Here is a 15650-nt window from a genome sequence, read left to right as displayed (position 1 = left end):
CATGCCATAGGTCATGCCCGCGGCGATCGCGCGGCCGGTTCGTGCCGCGCTCGACGAGAGGCGAGCCCGAAGAGGCCGCAGATCGCGCTTCAATACCTGCGAACGGGAAAGCGTCCGGACAATCCATCGAACACGGCACGTTCCACGTCGAGACGCTGCCGAAACTCCGTCGTATCGGTCATTCCGAAGCCGAGCTCATCGGCCTGCCCCGCCGCGAGGCCGGCGAAGACGGCGTCGCAGAAGTCGTCCAGGTCCGCGCCGTGGGCCATGCCAGGGCCTGCCAGCGCAGTGCGGACCGCGGGCGGAATGATCTCGACGACCCTGACCGGCGTCGTGGCAAGCGCGAAGCGGAGATTGCGCGTATAGCTGTGGAGCGCGGCCTTGCAGGCGCTGTAGACCGGGGCGAACGGCTGCGGAACGAAGGCGCCGCCGGAGGAGACATTGGCGATGAGCGCAGGCTCGCCATGCTGCAGCAACAGCGGGACCAGCAGATGGTTCAGATGCACGACGGCAGCGAACAGGATGTCGATCTCGCGCTGGCGCTCGGCCCAGGGCGCCTGGTCGTCGGCGAGCGCGACGCGTCGCTGGATGCCGGCGTTGTTGACGACCACGCGCAGCCCGGAATGCCGCGCGTGCAGGTACTGCGTGAGTCGCTCGCGCTCTTCGGCGACCCCGATGTCGTTGACCAGGGTCTGCAGACCGGGCGCGGCCTGGGCCGCGCGGTCGAGCTTGCCTGCATCGCGGCCTGTGACCAGCACGTTTGCGCCCGCGGCCAGGAAGCGCCGCGCGAGGCCGAACCCGATGCCGTCGCTACCGCCGGTCATCAACACATCCACACCTGCGAACGTCATTGCGGACATCGCCATCGCCTCCAGGAACTGCGTATCCGCTCGGCTGGCATCGCACGCCTGCCAGCAGCCACGCATAGGTTGTCATATCAACCTAGAAGTACGCCCTTCGGGTTGCCATGTCAACCTGCGCCGCCTATGGTGACCGCATGAAACACGCACGACTCTCCGCAGGCGAACTGGCGATCTGGCACGCCTTCAAGCAGATGGGCCAGACGGTGATGGCCGCCGTCGAAAAGGACCTGGCCGACCAAGCCGGCCTGACCGGCAGCGACTTCGGCGTGCTGTCGCGGCTGGTGGATCTGGGCAAGGGCGAGTTGCGCCAGCAGGCGCTCGCCGATTCGATGGGGTGGCACAAGAGCCGGCTGTCGCATCAGCTCACGCGCATGCAGACGCGCGGCCTGGTCCGCCGCAGCGACGCTGAACCGCGCGTGGTGACGGTGGCCATCACCGCCCTGGGCCGGGAGAAGATCGCGGCGGCGCGGCCGATCCACGCCGCCGCGGTCAGAACCTGGCTGCTTGATCGCCTCAGCGCGGAAGACGCACAGGTCCTGCTGAAACTCTCCGCGACGCTCGGCTCGGACCGCAGCTGACGGCGGCGCGCCTATCGGCCATCTGCACCTTGCAGGGCGGCCGCACCGGACCGTAGAACGCAAAAGGCCGCCCGGAGGCGGCCTTTGCGAACCTGCGGCGGTGCCCGCCCTCAGTGCATCATGTTGACGTTGAGGTTGTGCATCACCCACAGCGAGCCGACCACCACGATGCCGATGATCAGCAGCGAGAACAGGCCCACGTGCACGTTGGAGCGCTGTTCGGCCGAGCGGTCCATGTGCAGGAAGTAGATCAGGTGCACCAGCATCTGCACCGCGGCCAGCACCGCGATGACGATGACGGTGACGCCGCGCGGGAACGCCCCGCTCATCACCATGCCGAACGGGATCACGGTCAGGATCACCGCCAGCACGAAGCCGACCAGGTAGGACTTCAGGCCGCCGCCATGGCCGTGCTCGGCGTGCGTGTCGGAGGAATGATGGTTGGCCATTACAGCGCTCCCAGCAGGTAGACGATGGTGAACACGCCGATCCAGATCACGTCCAGGAAGTGCCAGAACAGGCTCAGGCACGCCAGGCGGGTCATGTTGCGCGGGGTCAGGCCGTTCTTGGCGATCTGGATCACCAGCACGGTCATCCACAGCAGGCCCGAGGCCACGTGCAGACCGTGGGTGCCGACCAGGGTGAAGAAGGCCGACAGGAACGCGCTGCGGCCGGGGCCGGCGCCCTCTTCGATCAGGTGGTGGAACTCGTAGAGTTCCATGCCCAGAAAGCCCAGGCCCAGCGCCGCGGTGACCGCCAGCCAGCCGTACAGGCCGCCCATGCTGCGCTTGTTCGCCGAGATCATCGCCAGGCCGAAGCCCAGGCTGCTGAACAGCAGCAGGAAGGTTTCCACCAGCACGAACTTCAGGTCGAACAGTTCCTTGGCGGTCGGGCCGTCCACCGTCGCGCCGGCCAGCACCGCGTAGGTGGCGAACAGGCCGGCGAAGATGAGGCAGTCGCTCATCAGGTAGACCCAGAACCCGAAGACGGTGTTGCCGCCCGCGTCGTGATGTTCGTGGTCGTGGTCGTGGCCGCCCGCGTGGGCGGCGTGGGGATCGAGCGTCGTGGAAGCCATGGTTCAGACCGCCTTTGCGGCGTTGGCCGCGTGTTGCTGTTCCAGCAGGGCGAAGCGCGCGTTCTCGATGCGCTCCACTTCCTCCGCCGGGACCCAGTAATCGATGTCGTCATCGAAGGTGCGCGCGATGAAGCTGCCGATCATGCCGACCAGGCCGATCACCGCCATCCACCAGATGTGCCAGGTCAGACCGAAGCCCATGACGATGCTGAAGGCGCCGATCCAGAAACCCGCCGCCGTGTTGCGCGGCATGTGGATCGGTTCGTACTTGGCCGGACGCGGCCAGCCCTTGCCCTTGAGCTTGTCTTCCCAGAACTGGTCGCGGTCGTCGATGTGCGGCAGCACCGCGAAGTTGTAGAACGGCGGCGGCGAGGAGGTCGCCCACTCCAGGGTGCGGCCGTCCCACGGGTCGCCGGTCAGGTCCAGGTTGTCCTTGCGCTTCCAGATGCTGTAGCCGATCTGCACCAGGTTCAGGAAGATGCCGGTACCGATGATCGCCGCACCCACCGCGGCCACCATCAGCCACGGCGCCCACTCCGGGTGGTTGTAGCTGTTCATGCGCCGGGTCATGCCCATGAAGCCGAGCACGTACAGCGGCATGAAGGCGACGAAGAAGCCGATGATCCAGCACCAGAACGAGGCCTTGCCCAGCGTCTCGTTGAGCTTGAAGCCAAACGCCTTCGGGAACCAGTAGGTCAGGCCCGCCAGGTAGCCGAACACCACGCCGCCGATGATCACGTTATGGAAGTGCGCGATCAGGAACAGGCTGTTGTGCAGCACGAAGTCCACCGCCGGAATCGCCAGCATCACGCCGGTCATGCCGCCGATGACGAAGGTGATGATGAAGCCGATGGTCCACAGCACCGGCGCGGTCATGTGCACGCGGCCGCGGAACATGGTGAACAGCCAGTTGAAGATCTTCACGCCGGTGGGGATCGAGATGATCATCGTCGTGATGCCGAAGAAGGCATTGACGTTGGCGCCCGAGCCCATGGTGAAGAAGTGGTGCAGCCACACGATGAACGACAGCACGCCGATGCACGAGGTCGCGTACACCATCGAGGTGTAGCCGAACAGGCGCTTGCGGCTGAAGGTGGCGATCAACTCCGAGAAGATGCCGAACGCCGGCAGGATCAGGATGTAGACCTCCGGGTGGCCCCAGATCCAGATCAGGTTGACGTACATCATGGCGTTGCCGCCACCGTCGTTGGTGAAGAAGTGCGTGCCCAAGTAGCGGTCGGCCCCCAGCAGCGCCAGCGCCACGGTCAGGATCGGGAACGCGGCGATGATCAGGATGTTGGTGATCAGCGCGGTCCAGGTGAAGATCGGCATGCGCATCAGGGTCATGCCCGGCGCGCGCATGCGCATGATCGTCACGAAGAAGTTGATGCCGGTGAGCAATGTGCCCAGGCCGGATATCTGCAATGCCCAGATGTAGTAGTCGACACCGACGCCTGGACTGTATTCCAGCCCGGACAGCGGCGGATAGGCCAGCCAGCCGGTCTGCGCGAACTCGCCCACGCCGAGGGAGATGTTGACCAGCGCCGCGCCGGCCACGAACAGCCAGAAGCTCAGCGAGTTCAGGAACGGGAACGCCACGTCGCGCGCACCGATCTGCAGCGGCACGATCAGGTTCAACAGGCCGGTCATGAACGGCATGGCCATGAAGAAGATCATGATCACGCCGTGCGCGGTGAAGATCTGATCGTAGTGGTGCGGCGGGAAGATGCCTTCGTTGCCGCCGTGCGCGATCGCCTGCTGGGTGCGCATCATCGCCGCGTCGGCGAAGCCGCGCAGCAGCATGACCAGCGCCACCACGATGTACATGACGCCGATGCGCTTGTGGTCGACCGAGGTGAACCACTCCTTCCAGAGGTAGCCCCACAGCTTGTACTTGGTGACCGCGGCCACCACCAGCAGGCCGAGCAGGCCGGCGCCGCCGAGGGCCGCCATGATGATCGGCTCGTGGTACGGAACCGCCTCGAGCGTGAGTTTGCCTAGCATCACTTGTCTCCAGAAGTGCACATGGCGACCGGCTCAGCAGCCGATGCCGGATGAGCGTCGTGGCCTTCCATCTTGTGGCCCTTGCCCATCATGTATTTGTCGATCAACGACTTGAACAGACCGTCCTGCACCGAGGCGTAGTACGTCACCGGATAGGCGGCCTTGTCGTTGCGGTTGGCCGCCAGCACCTGGAACTCGGCCTGGTCCAGGGTCTTCTGCGAGGCCTTGACCTTGGCCACCCACGCGTCGAAGCCGGCGCGGTCGGTGGCATGCGCGGCGAAGCCCATCTTCGAGAAGCCGTGGCCGCTGTAGTTCGCCGACAGGCCGAACATCTCGCCCGGCTCGTTGGCGATCAGGTGCAGCTTGGTCTCCATGCCAGCCATCGCGTAGATCTGCGTACCCAGGTGCGGGATGAAGAACGAGTTCATCACCGTGTCGGAAGTGATCTTGAAGTTCAGCGGCGTGTCGACCGGGAACGCGATCTCGTTGACCGTGGCGATGCCCTGCTCCGGATAGATGAACATCCACTTCCAGTCCAGCGCCACCGCCTCGATGGTGATCGGCTTGACCTTGGAGTCCAGCGGCTTGTACGGATCCAGCGCGTGCGAGGAGCGCCAGGTCAGCACCGCCAGGACCAGGATGATCATGCACGGGATCGACCACACCACCACCTCGATCGCGGTGGAGTGCGACCAGTTCGGCTCGTAGCGGGCCTTGGTGTTGGACGCGCGGTAGCGCCAGGCGAAGGCCAGGGTCATCACGATGACCGGGATCACCACCAGCAGCATCAACACCACCGAGGTGATCAGCAGCGTCTTCTCGTCGTGGCCGATCTGACCCTTGGGGTTGAGGATGGCCGAGTTGCAACCGGCCAGCAGCAGCGCGGCCAGCAGCAACAGACCGGAGCGCAGCGAGCGCCGGAGTTGTTTCAACGGAATCATCGAACGATCCAATTGCGTAGGGGATGCGAACCGCGCGGGAGCGGGAGGCGGGGCGCCGTGGAGAGGGCTGTCCCGCGTCCGCCGCGGCATCCGGGCCGGCATGCGCGATCAACGACGCATTTTATGCTGCCGTGCGGCGACTCCGGAAGTCATTGACAAGCCCGGGCGGGCGCCAGGCCGCGTTTTTATGTGCGACACATTGCCGCACCCGGCTGCGACACGGCGTCGCAGGCCGCTGCGCGCACGGACCTGCGTCGCAGAAAAACGGGAGCGCAGAAACCAGCAAGGCAGCCTCGCGGCTGCCTTCTGGGTGCAACTGGTGCCGGAAACAGGAGTCGAACCTGCGACCTACGCATTACGAATGCGCCGCTCTACCGACTGAGCTATTCCGGCGGAACTGGCAATTCTAGGCGTCGGCCCGGGCCGGGGTCAATCGCTGCCCGGGCCTTCGCGCGAGCGCCGCAATCGATGGGTTACCCTCCCGCCCCCGTCGTCCCCATCCCCCGCACATCGTGAAGTTGTTCGCCTGGTTCTGGCTCGCGTTTCTGCTGTTCTTCGCCATCCCCTTCCCCTGCATCCTCTACTTCGCCAGCGACTGGCCACGCGTGCTGGCCCAGCCCAGTTCGCCCGGGTGGGCGCTGACCCTGCTGGCGCTGTCGCTGGGCCTGTGGCTGCACCTGCTCTACGCCTACCTGGACACCTTGCTGCTGATGCCCGGGCGCGCCCTGCACCGCGTGCGCCACCTGCTCGCCCACGGCGTGCGCCGCGAGGCGTTGATCGAACGCGCCGCACCGACCGGGGTCGAGGTCAAGGGTTGGCCGCAGCTGTCGCTGACCCTGGCCTTCGACAACCTGTCCGGCACGCCCATCCGCGACACCGTGGTGATCGTGGACAGCAAGCCGGCGCAACGCCGCTTCGAGAGCGGATGCACCGTGCCGCTGCGGCTGAGCACCACGCCTGGGACCACCCCGAACCTGGTGCTGGAGGACGCAGAGCCGGCGCTGGACCGCGCCAGCCTGTGGCGCCGCGCGGCAGGCGCCGTGCTGCTGGTGGTCCTGGTCGGCGCGGCCTACGTGGTGGCCTGGCGCCTGCAGAACCGTGGCCTGGGCTGGACCTTCCTGTCCTTCAACCACCCGCTGCTGATGTGCGCGCTGGTGCTCAACGGCTACGTGCTGGCGCTGCGCGTGATCCTGCGCGTACTCCGCCGCAACGCCACCGACGAGACCCTGAAGTACCGCGGCCTGCGCGCCCGTGCGCGGGTGCTGGACGTGCGCCAGACCGGCACCACCCTCAACGAGCAGCCGCAGGTGGAATTCCGCGTGGCGTTCGAGGACGCGTCGGGCAACTCGCACCAAGCGACGATGCGGCGGTTCGTGTCGCTGCTCGACGTCGGACAGTTGCCGCGCGAGACGGTGTCTGTGCTGTACGACCCGCAACATCCCACCCACGCCGACCTGGAGCTGTCATGAAGACGCCGCCCACCCCACTGGTCTTCGCCGGCGTGGTCCTGCTGCTCGGCGGCCTCGCCTTCGCCGGCGGCGCCTGGGACACCATCCGCGCCACCCTGCAGGCGGGATCGCGCCTGCAAGCGACGGGTCCGGCCGCCCTGCAGTCCCCCTCCAAGCCGCAATCGCTGGCGGCACCGACCCCAACCGCCCCCGCTGCCGACACCGAGCCGGAGCCGACGCCGGCACCGCGCGGCAACCTGCTGTTCGACCCGCAGCGGCTGCGCGCGGCACGGCAGGCGCTGGCGGACCTGCCCGAGCTGCAGGGTCACGATCTGCGCGTGTTCCATGCCGTTCACTTCTACGACAACCGCATCGGGCTCGAGCTGCTGGACCCGGCACAGCCGGACCACGTGGACGAATACAGCTTCGACGACGAGGGTTGGCACAAGGACGCGCCGGTGAATCCAGGCATGTTCGGGCCGTTCCTCAAGCCGGCCACCGACACCGCCGCGCTGCAGGACATCGATTTCGAGGGCGCCTACCGGGTGGCCACGGCCCTGCAGGAACAGGGCGAGGCGCTGCAGGCCGAACCGAAAAAAGTGGATCACGTGTACGTGCTGATCGGCCGGCGCGGGCGCCTGCGCTGGATGCCGGACGGCGTGCAAGGCGATCGCGTCACCGTGGGCATCGACTTCGATACGCAGGGGCGGCCACACGGCATGCAGCGCCAGTGAGCCGTGGTGTCTGCGGCGCGGCAGGCGCCGCAGGCCACATGCGATGCCGGCACCGCCACCAGAACGGCTCGGGCTCACGTGGAGGCCGCCTCGCGGCACCTCCAACACCCTGTTGGGGCGCGCATCGCGCTGTCTCGGCTGTCCCGTAGGAGCGGCTTCAGCCGCGACAGGCGTTACCGGTGATGCCCGTCGCGGCTGAAGCCGCTCCTACGCATGCATTTCCGGAATTATGGGAGAAACCCTTCAGCCACGCCCGTCAGTCGACCAGACGCAGCCGCAGTTCCTTGGGCAGGGCGAACACCATCGACTCCGGCTCGCCCGCCAGTTCCGACACGCCGTCGGCGCCGAGTTCGCGCAGCCGCGCGATCACCCCATCCACCAGCACCTGCGGCGCCGAGGCACCCGCGGTCAGGCCGACGCGGCGCTTGCCGGCGATCCAGGCCGGGTCGATCTCGTCGGCGCCGTCGATCAGGTAGGACTCCACGCCGTCGCGCCGCGCCAGCTCGCTGAGCCGGTTGGAATTGGAGCTGTTCGGCGAACCGACCACCAGCACCAGGTCGCACTCCCTGGCCAGGTCGCGCACCGCGTCCTGGCGGTTCTGGGTGGCGTAGCAGATGTCGTCGTTCTTCGGCCCCTGCATCGCCGGATAGCGCGCGCGCAGCGCCTCGATGATGCCGCGGGTGTCGTCCACCGACAGCGTGGTCTGGGTGGTGTAGGCCAGGTTGTCCGGCTGCTGCACGTCCAGCGTGGCGACCTGCTCGATGTCCTCGACCAGGTAGATGCGGCCGGTGCCGCACTCGCGGTCCCACTGCCCCATCGTGCCTTCCACCTCCGGATGGCCGGCGTGCCCGATCAGCACCACGTCGCGGCCGGCGCGGCAGTGCCGGGCCACCTCGAAATGCACCTTGGTCACCAGCGGGCAGGTCGCGTCGAACACCTTCAGCCCGCGCCGCTCGGCTTCCTGGCGCACCGCCTGGGCCACGCCGTGGGCGCTGAAGATCACCGTGTTGCCGTCGGGCACCTCGTCCAGTTCCTCGACGAAGATCGCGCCGCGCTGCTTGAGGTCGTCGACCACGAAGCGGTTGTGCACCACCTCGTGGCGCACGTAGATCGGCGCGCCCAGGGTTTCGATGGCGCGCTTGACGATCTCGATCGCGCGATCGACGCCGGCGCAGAAGCCGCGGGGGTTGGCGAGCAGGACATCCATTAGCTAGATCCGCCGGCCGCAGGGGGCCCGGCGCTTCGACAGGGAGAGTGGCACCGATTATCCCGCTTTTCGCTTCGCCTTGCCGTCGAACACGCCGAACAGGGCGATGCCGATGGCGCCGGCGACGATCGCCGAGTCGGCGATGTTGAACGAGGGCCAGTAGTGCTCGCCCACGTACCACTGGATGAAATCGACCACGTGGCCGTGCATCAACCGGTCGATCACGTTGCCGATCGCCCCGCCGATCACCAGCGCGTACGGCAGCGCGCTGCGCCACTCGCCGCGCGGGGTGCGCGCCAGCCACCAGGCCAACAGGGCGCTGATGCCCACCGCCAGCGCGGTGAAGAACCAGAGCTGCCAGCCGCCGGCCTGGCTCAGGAAACTGAACGCCGCACCGGTGTTGTAGGTCCGGTACCAGTTCCAGAAACCGGGGATCACCGGCACCGCGGTGAACTCGGGCAGGCTGGACAGCACCCAGGCCTTGCTCCACTGGTCCAGGCCGATCACCGCGGCCGACAGCAGCAGCCAGATCAGGGCGGAGGGGTTGGGTCGTGCGGTCATGCGGGAAGTCCGCCTTGGGCGAATAAGGAAAGGAGGATGGCCGGCGCCGCAGCCACGGCGCCGCCACTGGCCCCGGCAGCGCGCAAGACGCGCGGCCGGGGACGGGACTCAGAACCAGCGGCGCTCCTCGCCCGGTCCTTCGATGTTGCTGACGCAGCGGCCGCACAGTTCCGGGTGCGCCGGGTCGGCGCCGACGTCGGCGCGGTAGTGCCAGCAACGCACGCACTTGGGCTTCTCGGTGGCCTGGGCGCTGACGAAGATCTCGTCGGTCGTGGCCTCGCGCACCACCACGTCGCCGCTGATGAACAGGAAGCGCAGTTCCTCCTGCAGCGGCTGCAGCTTCGCCGCGGTGGCGGCGTCGGCGGCGACGGTGATCTCCGCCTCCAGCGCTGCGCCGATCACGCCGTTGCCGCGCATCGGCTCCAGCACCTTGGCCACCTGCTCGCGCAGCGCCAGCAGTTGCTCGAAGTCGGCCGCGCTCAGCGCCGCGTCCTCCGGCAACGGCGCCAGGCCTTCGTACCAGGTGGCGAACAGCACGTTGCCCAGGTGCGCGCCCGGCAGGTAGCCCCACAACTCGTCGGCGGTGAAGCTCAGGATCGGCGCGATCCAGCGCACGAAGGCCTCGGCCACATGGAACATCGCGGTCTGCGCCGAACGCCGGCCGAGCGAGTCCTCGGCCATCGTGTACAGGCGGTCCTTGGTCACGTCCAGGTACAGCGACCCCAGGTCCACGCTGCAGAAGTTCAGCAGCGCCTGCACGATGGCGGCGAAGTCGTAGCGCGCGTAGGCGGCCTTGATCTGCTCCTGCACCTCGTAGGCGCGGTGCACGATCCAGCGGTCCAGCGCCACCAGCTCCGGCAGCGGCCGCAGGTGCACGGCCGGGTTGAAGCCGTGCAGGTTGCCGAGCAGGAAGCGCGCGGTGTTGCGCAGGCGCCGGTAGGCATCGGCGTTGCGCTTGAGGATCTCCTGCGACAGCGACATCTCGTTGCTGTAGTCGGCCGAGGCGATCCACAGGCGCAGGATGTCCGCGCCCAGGGTCTTCATGATGTCCTGCGGCTCGATGCCGTTGCCCAGCGACTTGGACATCTTGCGGCCGTGCTCGTCCACGGTGAAGCCGTGGGTCAGGCACTGCCGGTACGGCGCGGCGTGATCCAGCGCCACGCCGGTCAGCAGCGAGGACTGGAACCAGCCGCGGTGCTGGTCGGAGCCTTCCAGGTACAGGTCGGCCGGCTTGGGCAGGCCACGCTCGGTCAGCACCGCCTCGTGGGTGACGCCGGAATCGAACCAGACATCGAGGATGTCGGTGATCTTCTCGTAGTCGCCCGCTTCGTCGCCGAGCAGCTCGGCGGCGTCGAGCGCGTACCACACGTCCACCCCGCCCTCCTCGACGCGGTCGGCGACCTGGCGCATCAGTTCGGTGCTGCGCGGGTGCGGCTCGCCGGTCTCGCGGTGCACGAACAGCGCGATCGGCACGCCCCAGGTGCGCTGGCGCGAGATCGTCCAGTCCGGGCGCCCGGCGACCATGCCGGCGATGCGCGCCTGGCCCCAGGCCGGGTACCAATGCACGCCCTCGATGGCCTGCAGCGCCTCGGCACGCAGGTTGGCCTGCTCCATCGAGATGAACCACTGCGGCGTGGCGCGGAACGCGATCGGGGTCTTGTGGCGCCAGCAATGCGGGTAGCTGTGGACCATGCTGGCGCGCGCCAGCAGCAGCCCGCGCGCGGCCAGCAGGTCGGCGATGACGTCGTTGGCCTTCCAGATGTGCAGCCCGGCCAGCTCCGTGCCATCGACCGCCGGGGTCGACGGCAGGTACACGCCGCGCGCGTCGACCGGGTTGATCTGCGCCGCGCCGTAGCGCTCCAGCAGCCCGTACGGCTTGACCGCCACGTAATCCTCCTGGCCGTGGCCGGGCGCGGTGTGCACCGCGCCGGTGCCGTCGGTGTCGGACACGTGGGTGCCGAGGATCACCGGCACGTCGCGCTCGTCGTAGAAGGGATGCGCCAGCACCTGGTGCTCCAGCGCCGCGCCGGCGACGCGGCCGTGCACCACGACCTCATCCACCCCGTAGCGCTGCAGCGCGCGCTCGGCCAGCGCATCGGCCAGCACCAGCCAGCGGCGGCGTCCGTCGCGGGCCGGGCCTTCCACCAGCGCATAGACCAGCTCCGGCCCCAGCGACACCGCCAGCGAGGCCGGCAGCGTCCACGGCGTGGTGGTCCAGATCGGCACCGCGACCTCGGCGCCTTCCGGCAGGGTCGCGCCAAACGCGGCGGCCAGGGCCGCGCCGTCGCGTGCGGTGTAGGCCACGTCCACCGTCGGCGACTGCTTGTCGGCGTACTCGATCTCGGCCTCGGCCAGCGCCGAGCCACAGTCGAAGCACCAGTGCACCGGCTTCACGCCGCGCGTCAGGTGCCCGTTCTCGACGATCCGCGCCAGCGCGCGGATCTCGTTGGCCTCGAAATGGAAGTCCAGCGTGCGGTAGGGGTTGTCCCAGTCGCCGATCACGCCCAGGCGCTTGAAGTCGCGGCGCTGCAGGTCGATCTGTTCGTTGGCGTACTCGCGGCACTTCTGCCGGAACTGCACCGCATCCAGCTTGACCCCGACCTTGCCGAACTTCTTCTCGATCGCGATCTCGATCGGCAGGCCATGGCAGTCCCAGCCCGGGATGTACGGCGCGTCAAAGCCGGACAGGTACTTGGACTTGACGATGATGTCCTTGAGGATCTTGTTGACCGCATGGCCGAGGTGGATCGCGCCATTGGCGTACGGCGGGCCGTCGTGCAGCACGAACAGCGGACGGCCCTGGGCGTTGTCGCGCAGCTGCGTGTACAGGCCCTCGCTCTCCCAGCGCGCCAGGATGTCCGGCTCGCGCTTGGGCAGGTCGCCGCGCATCGGGAACTCGGTCGCCGGCAGGTGGAGGGTGGCTTTGTAGTCCTGGGTCACGGGCAGTTACCGGTCGGTGGTCTTCAGGGGGAGGTCCGCACGCGGCGCGGCGGACACGGGCGGCAGACCCGCCACCGCAGGGGCGGCGAGCAGTTGCCGCGCCAGCGCGGCGTCGCGGTGCATCTGCGCGGTCAGCGCCGGCAGATCGGCGAAGGTTTCCTCGTCGCGCAGCTTGGCGACGAACTCCACCTCGATGTGGCGACCGTACAGGTCGCCCTGGAAATCGAACAGGTGCGCTTCCAGCAGCGGCTCCACGCCCTGCACGGTCGGGCGGGTGCCGAAGCTGGACACCGACGGCCACGGCTGCGCCGCCACCCCGTGCACCCAGGTGGCGTAGATACCGGACAGCGCCGGGGTGCGGGCGAACCGCAGGTTGGCGGTGGGGTAGCCGAGCGTGCGCCCGAGCTGCTTGCCGCGCACCACGCGGCCGCCGATCGCGTACGGGCGACCGAGCAGCTCCGCCGCATGAGCGAACTCCCCGGCCACCAGCAGCTCGCGGATGCGGGTGCTGGAAATGCGCTCCTCGCGCAGGTGCACTGGCGCGATCTCGTCGGCGGCGAAGCCGTGCTGAGCGCCCAGCGCGCGCAGCAGCGCGATGTCGCCGCCACGCTTGTGGCCGAAGCGGAACGCCGGGCCGATCCAGACCTCACGCGCGCATAGGCGCTCGACCAGCACGCGCTGCACGAAGTCTTCCGCACTCATCGACGCCATGCGCCGGTCGAAGCGCAGCAGGCCGACGCTGTCGATGCCGAGCCGGTGCAGGCCCTGCACCTTGGCCCGGGCCAAGGTCAGCCGCGGCGGCGGCGCGGCCGGGGCGAAGAACTCGCGCGGCAGCGGCTCGAAGCTCAGCGCCACCGCCGGCACGCCCGCTTCGCGCGCGCGCGCGATCGCCTGCCGCACCAGCGCGCGATGGCCCAGGTGCAGGCCATCGAAGGCGCCGATGCAGACCACGCTTCCCTGCGGGAACAGGGTCCCGCCCTCGACGTCTCTAAACAGCCTGCTCATTCCTCGGTCCGAAGCGCCGGCGCAGGAGCGCCGGTCGATGATGCGTAACCGTCGAGTATAGCGGTTGGGGCCACAGCCCGGGCGCAGCCAACTCTTGTAGGAGCGGCTTCAGCCGCGACCGGGGATTCACCGGCACCCCCAGGTCGCGGCTGAAGCCGCTCCTGCGAATCCCCAACCCCAAATCCCCACTCCCGGCTTCAATGCTCCCGCAGATCCCGCGGCCGGAACCCCAGCGCCAGCAACGCCAGCAGGTAGACCACACCGCCACCGCCGACCAGCAGCAGCAGGCTGCCGATCCGGTGCCACTTGTCCATGGTGGTGAACGCAGGCAGCCAGTGCAGGCCCAGCGCCAGCACCGCGGCCATCGCCGCGCAGGCCACGCCCAGCCGCAGCAGGTAACCGCCCCAGCCCGGCTTGGGCTGGTAGACCTGGTCGCGGCGCAGCCAGCGCCACAGCAGCGACAGGTTGAGGTAGCTGGCCACCGCACTGGCCAGGCCCAGCGCCAGGTGCAGGCCCGGCACCGCCTCCAGCGCCGCGCGCACGCCCTGCGCGCGCAGCTCCGCCGGCACCCACAGCTGATACAGGATCGCCAGGAACAACAGATTCAGCGCCATGTTGGCGACCAGCGCGGCGACACCGGCGCGCACCGGCGTGCGCGTGTCCTGGCGCGAATAGAACGCCGGCAGCAGCACCTTGAGCAGAGCGAACGCCGGCAGGCCGAAGCTCAGCCCGAACACGGACATCGCCGCCATGCGCGTGTCGAAGGCGGTGAACTTGCCGTACTGGAACAGGGTCGCCACCAGCGGCTGGCTCAGCAGCATCAGCCCCAGCATCGCCGGCACCGCGATCAGCAAGGTGGTGCGCAGCCCCCAGTCCAGCGCGCTGGAGAACCCGGCGCGATCGGTCTTGACGTGGTGCCGCGAAAGCGCCGGCAGGATCACCGTGCCCAGGGCCACGCCGAACACGCCCAGCGGCAGCTCCAGGAAGCGATCGGCCTGCGACAGCCAGCTCTGCGAGCCGGCGTACAGGAACGAGGCGATCACCGTGTCCAGCAGCAGGTTGATCTGCGCGACCGAGGAGCCGAACAGGGTCGGCACCATCAGGGTCAGCACCCGGCGCACGTCCGGGTGCTGCCAGCCCCAGCGCGGCAGGGTCAGCAGGTCGATGCCGCGCAGGGCCGGCAACTGGAACAGCAACTGCAGCACGCCGGCCACCAGCACCGCCCAGCCCATCGCCAGGATCGGCACCTGCAGCCGCGGCGCCAGCCACAGCGCGCCGGCGATCATGCACAGGTTGAGGATCACCGGGGTCAGCGCCGGCAGGCCAAAGCGGTGGAAGCTGTTGAGCGCGCCGCCGGCCAGCGCGGTCAGCGACACGAACAGCAGGAACGGGAAGGTCAGCCGCAGCAGGTCGACGATCAGCCCGAACTTGGCCGGGTCGTCGCTGGCGCCGGGATTGAACAGCATCGCCACCTGCGGGGTGAAGATCAGCCCCAGCGCGGTGACCAGCAGCAGCACCCCGCCGAGGGTGCCGGACACCCGCGACATCAGCGCACGCAGGTCGGCGTGCGGGCGGGTTTCCTTCACCTCGGTGAACACCGGCACGAAGGCGGTGGCGAACGAACCCTCGGCGAACAGCCGGCGCAGGAAGTTGGGAATGCGGAACGCCACCCAGAACGCGTCGGTGGTGGCGTTGGCGCCGAAGGAAATGGTGATGGCCTGGTCGCGCACCAGCCCCAGCACGCGCGAGACCATGGTCATGCTGCTGAAGGAGAGCAGCCCGCGGAGCATGCGCGGCTGGCTCATGCGATAGCCCTCTTGACAATTGACTTGACGCGAATATTCGGACGCTTCATACTCTCCCGCTTGTTTTTATCCACCACACAGCTTTCCAGGAAACCACCACCGTGGCCAATATCAAGTCCGCCAAGAAGCGCGCCAAGCAGACCGTCGTGCGCAACGCGCGCAACACGGCTCAGCGTTCGATGCTGCGCACCGCCGTCAAGAAGGTCATCAAGGCCCTGGACGCCAACGACGCAGCCGGCGCCGAAGCCGCTTTCGCCATCGCCCAGCCGATCCTCGACCGTTTCAGCTCGCGTGGCCTGATCCACAAGAACAAGGCGGCCCGTCACAAGAGCCGTCTGAGCGCCCGCATCAAGGCGATCAAGACCGCCGCCTGATCGGCTGCCGTCGACGCCGGAAGCGCCCACGCTTCCGGCAGCACCACGAAAAAGCCCGGCCTCGGCCGGGTTTTTCGTGTGCGCGTCATCCCACGCTGCGCGCCGTCGCACGGCG

General features: G+C 68.3%; 14 protein-coding genes and 1 tRNA gene. 4 read left to right on the top strand and 11 right to left on the bottom strand.

The genetic code is table 11. The annotated features are described in order from the left end of the window. Window positions 1-89 precede the first annotated feature (89 nt). Window positions 90-860, bottom strand: a complete 771-nt coding sequence (locus tag PG878_RS05680) for an SDR family NAD(P)-dependent oxidoreductase (protein WP_244672426.1) — start codon at window positions 858-860, stop codon at window positions 90-92. 107 nt (window positions 861-967) lie between these two features. Here PG878_RS05680 and PG878_RS05675 point away from each other — a divergent pair, with 107 nt between their 5' ends. Beyond that, window positions 968-1441, top strand: a complete 474-nt coding sequence (locus PG878_RS05675; RefSeq protein WP_244672425.1) for a MarR family winged helix-turn-helix transcriptional regulator — start codon at window positions 968-970, stop codon at window positions 1439-1441. Between the two features lie 110 nt (window positions 1442-1551). Here PG878_RS05675 and cyoD read toward each other — a convergent pair whose 3' ends face one another. The 5 genes from cyoD to PG878_RS05650 form a co-directional block, all read right to left on the bottom strand. Further along, window positions 1552-1890, bottom strand: a complete 339-nt coding sequence (gene cyoD / locus PG878_RS05670; protein ID WP_010341155.1) for a cytochrome o ubiquinol oxidase subunit IV — start codon at window positions 1888-1890, stop codon at window positions 1552-1554. Continuing rightward, window positions 1890-2516 carry a cytochrome o ubiquinol oxidase subunit III gene (gene cyoC, locus PG878_RS05665; protein WP_010341156.1) on the bottom strand — a complete coding sequence of 209 codons (627 nt, stop codon included), beginning with the start codon at window positions 2514-2516 and terminating at the stop codon, window positions 1890-1892. The genes cyoD and cyoC overlap by 1 nt, the downstream gene beginning before the upstream one ends. A 3-nt stretch (window positions 2517-2519) precedes the next feature. Next, the gene (gene cyoB, locus PG878_RS05660) at window positions 2520-4520 is read right to left on the bottom strand and encodes a cytochrome o ubiquinol oxidase subunit I (RefSeq protein WP_209029492.1); all 2001 of its coding nucleotides are present in this window, start codon (window positions 4518-4520) and stop codon (window positions 2520-2522) included. Continuing rightward, window positions 4520-5461 (bottom strand): ubiquinol oxidase subunit II, encoded by a 942-nt coding sequence (gene cyoA / locus PG878_RS05655; protein WP_010341159.1) that lies wholly within the window; start codon window positions 5459-5461, stop codon window positions 4520-4522. Before cyoA ends, cyoB begins: the two co-directional genes overlap by 1 nt. Before the next feature lie 317 nt (window positions 5462-5778). Continuing rightward, window positions 5779-5854 (bottom strand) — tRNA-Thr (locus PG878_RS05650). Window positions 5855-5973: 119 nt separating this feature from the next. On the opposite strand from PG878_RS05650, the gene PG878_RS05645 reads away from it, so the two are divergent. Together PG878_RS05645 and PG878_RS05640 are read left to right on the top strand one after the other, a co-directional pair. Continuing rightward, entirely contained in the window at window positions 5974-6930 is a 957-nt protein-coding gene (locus PG878_RS05645; protein ID WP_209029491.1) for a hypothetical protein, read from the top strand. Beyond that, a complete protein-coding gene (locus tag PG878_RS05640) occupies window positions 6927-7643 on the top strand; it encodes a hypothetical protein (RefSeq protein ID WP_209029490.1) in 717 nt (238 codons plus the stop codon). Before PG878_RS05645 ends, PG878_RS05640 begins: the two co-directional genes overlap by 4 nt. 256 nt (window positions 7644-7899) lie before the next feature. Here the strand turns inward: PG878_RS05640 and ispH are convergent, their stop codons facing one another. The 5 genes from ispH to murJ all read right to left on the bottom strand — a co-directional run bounded on the left by ispH (window position 7900) and on the right by murJ (window position 15146). After that, entirely contained in the window at window positions 7900-8850 is a 951-nt protein-coding gene (gene ispH / locus PG878_RS05635; RefSeq protein WP_019801838.1) for a 4-hydroxy-3-methylbut-2-enyl diphosphate reductase, read from the bottom strand. Window positions 8851-8907: 57 nt separating this feature from the next. Further along, entirely contained in the window at window positions 8908-9411 is a 504-nt protein-coding gene (lspA, locus tag PG878_RS05630) for a signal peptidase II (protein WP_017907394.1), read from the bottom strand. 108 nt (window positions 9412-9519) lie between these two features. Further along, window positions 9520-12351 carry an isoleucine--tRNA ligase gene (gene ileS, locus PG878_RS05625; protein ID WP_209029489.1) on the bottom strand — a complete coding sequence of 944 codons (2832 nt, stop codon included), beginning with the start codon at window positions 12349-12351 and terminating at the stop codon, window positions 9520-9522. Between the two features lie 6 nt (window positions 12352-12357). Continuing rightward, window positions 12358-13356 (bottom strand): bifunctional riboflavin kinase/FAD synthetase, encoded by a 999-nt coding sequence (locus tag PG878_RS05620; RefSeq protein ID WP_209029488.1) that lies wholly within the window; start codon window positions 13354-13356, stop codon window positions 12358-12360. Between the two features lie 197 nt (window positions 13357-13553). Beyond that, window positions 13554-15146, bottom strand: a complete 1593-nt coding sequence (murJ, locus tag PG878_RS05615) for a murein biosynthesis integral membrane protein MurJ (protein ID WP_209029841.1) — start codon at window positions 15144-15146, stop codon at window positions 13554-13556. Between the two features lie 116 nt (window positions 15147-15262). Between murJ and rpsT the strand changes: the two genes are divergently transcribed. After that, window positions 15263-15535, top strand: coding sequence for a 30S ribosomal protein S20 (gene rpsT, locus PG878_RS05610; protein WP_010341167.1), 273 nt, complete (start codon window positions 15263-15265; stop codon window positions 15533-15535). The last annotated feature ends 115 nt before the right edge of the window (window positions 15536-15650 follow it).

The sequence above is a fragment of the Xanthomonas hawaiiensis genome (assembly GCF_031834635.1).
Taxonomy (GTDB): Bacteria; Pseudomonadota; Gammaproteobacteria; order Xanthomonadales; family Xanthomonadaceae; genus Xanthomonas_A; species Xanthomonas_A sacchari.
This window is presented reverse-complemented; position numbering and strand designations above follow the sequence as displayed.

Coding starts and splice junctions, on each gene's coding strand:
- cyoB (WP_209029492.1), bottom strand. CDS start 4,520: ATGCTAGGCAAACTCACGCTCGAGGCGGTTCCGTACCACGAGCCGATC.
- murJ (WP_209029841.1), bottom strand. CDS start 15,146: ATGCTCCGCGGGCTGCTCTCCTTCAGCAGCATGACCATGGTCTCGCGC.
- PG878_RS05620 (WP_209029488.1), bottom strand. CDS start 13,356: ATGAGCAGGCTGTTTAGAGACGTCGAGGGCGGGACCCTGTTCCCGCAG.
- PG878_RS05675 (WP_244672425.1), top strand. CDS start 968: ATGTCAACCTGCGCCGCCTATGGTGACCGCATGAAACACGCACGACTC.
- PG878_RS05640 (WP_209029490.1), top strand. CDS start 6,927: ATGAAGACGCCGCCCACCCCACTGGTCTTCGCCGGCGTGGTCCTGCTG.
- lspA (WP_017907394.1), bottom strand. CDS start 9,411: ATGACCGCACGACCCAACCCCTCCGCCCTGATCTGGCTGCTGCTGTCG.
- cyoA (WP_010341159.1), bottom strand. CDS start 5,461: ATGATTCCGTTGAAACAACTCCGGCGCTCGCTGCGCTCCGGTCTGTTG.
- PG878_RS05680 (WP_244672426.1), bottom strand. CDS start 860: ATGTCCGCAATGACGTTCGCAGGTGTGGATGTGTTGATGACCGGCGGT.
- ispH (WP_019801838.1), bottom strand. CDS start 8,850: ATGGATGTCCTGCTCGCCAACCCCCGCGGCTTCTGCGCCGGCGTCGAT.
- cyoC (WP_010341156.1), bottom strand. CDS start 2,516: ATGGCTTCCACGACGCTCGATCCCCACGCCGCCCACGCGGGCGGCCAC.
- cyoD (WP_010341155.1), bottom strand. CDS start 1,890: ATGGCCAACCATCATTCCTCCGACACGCACGCCGAGCACGGCCATGGC.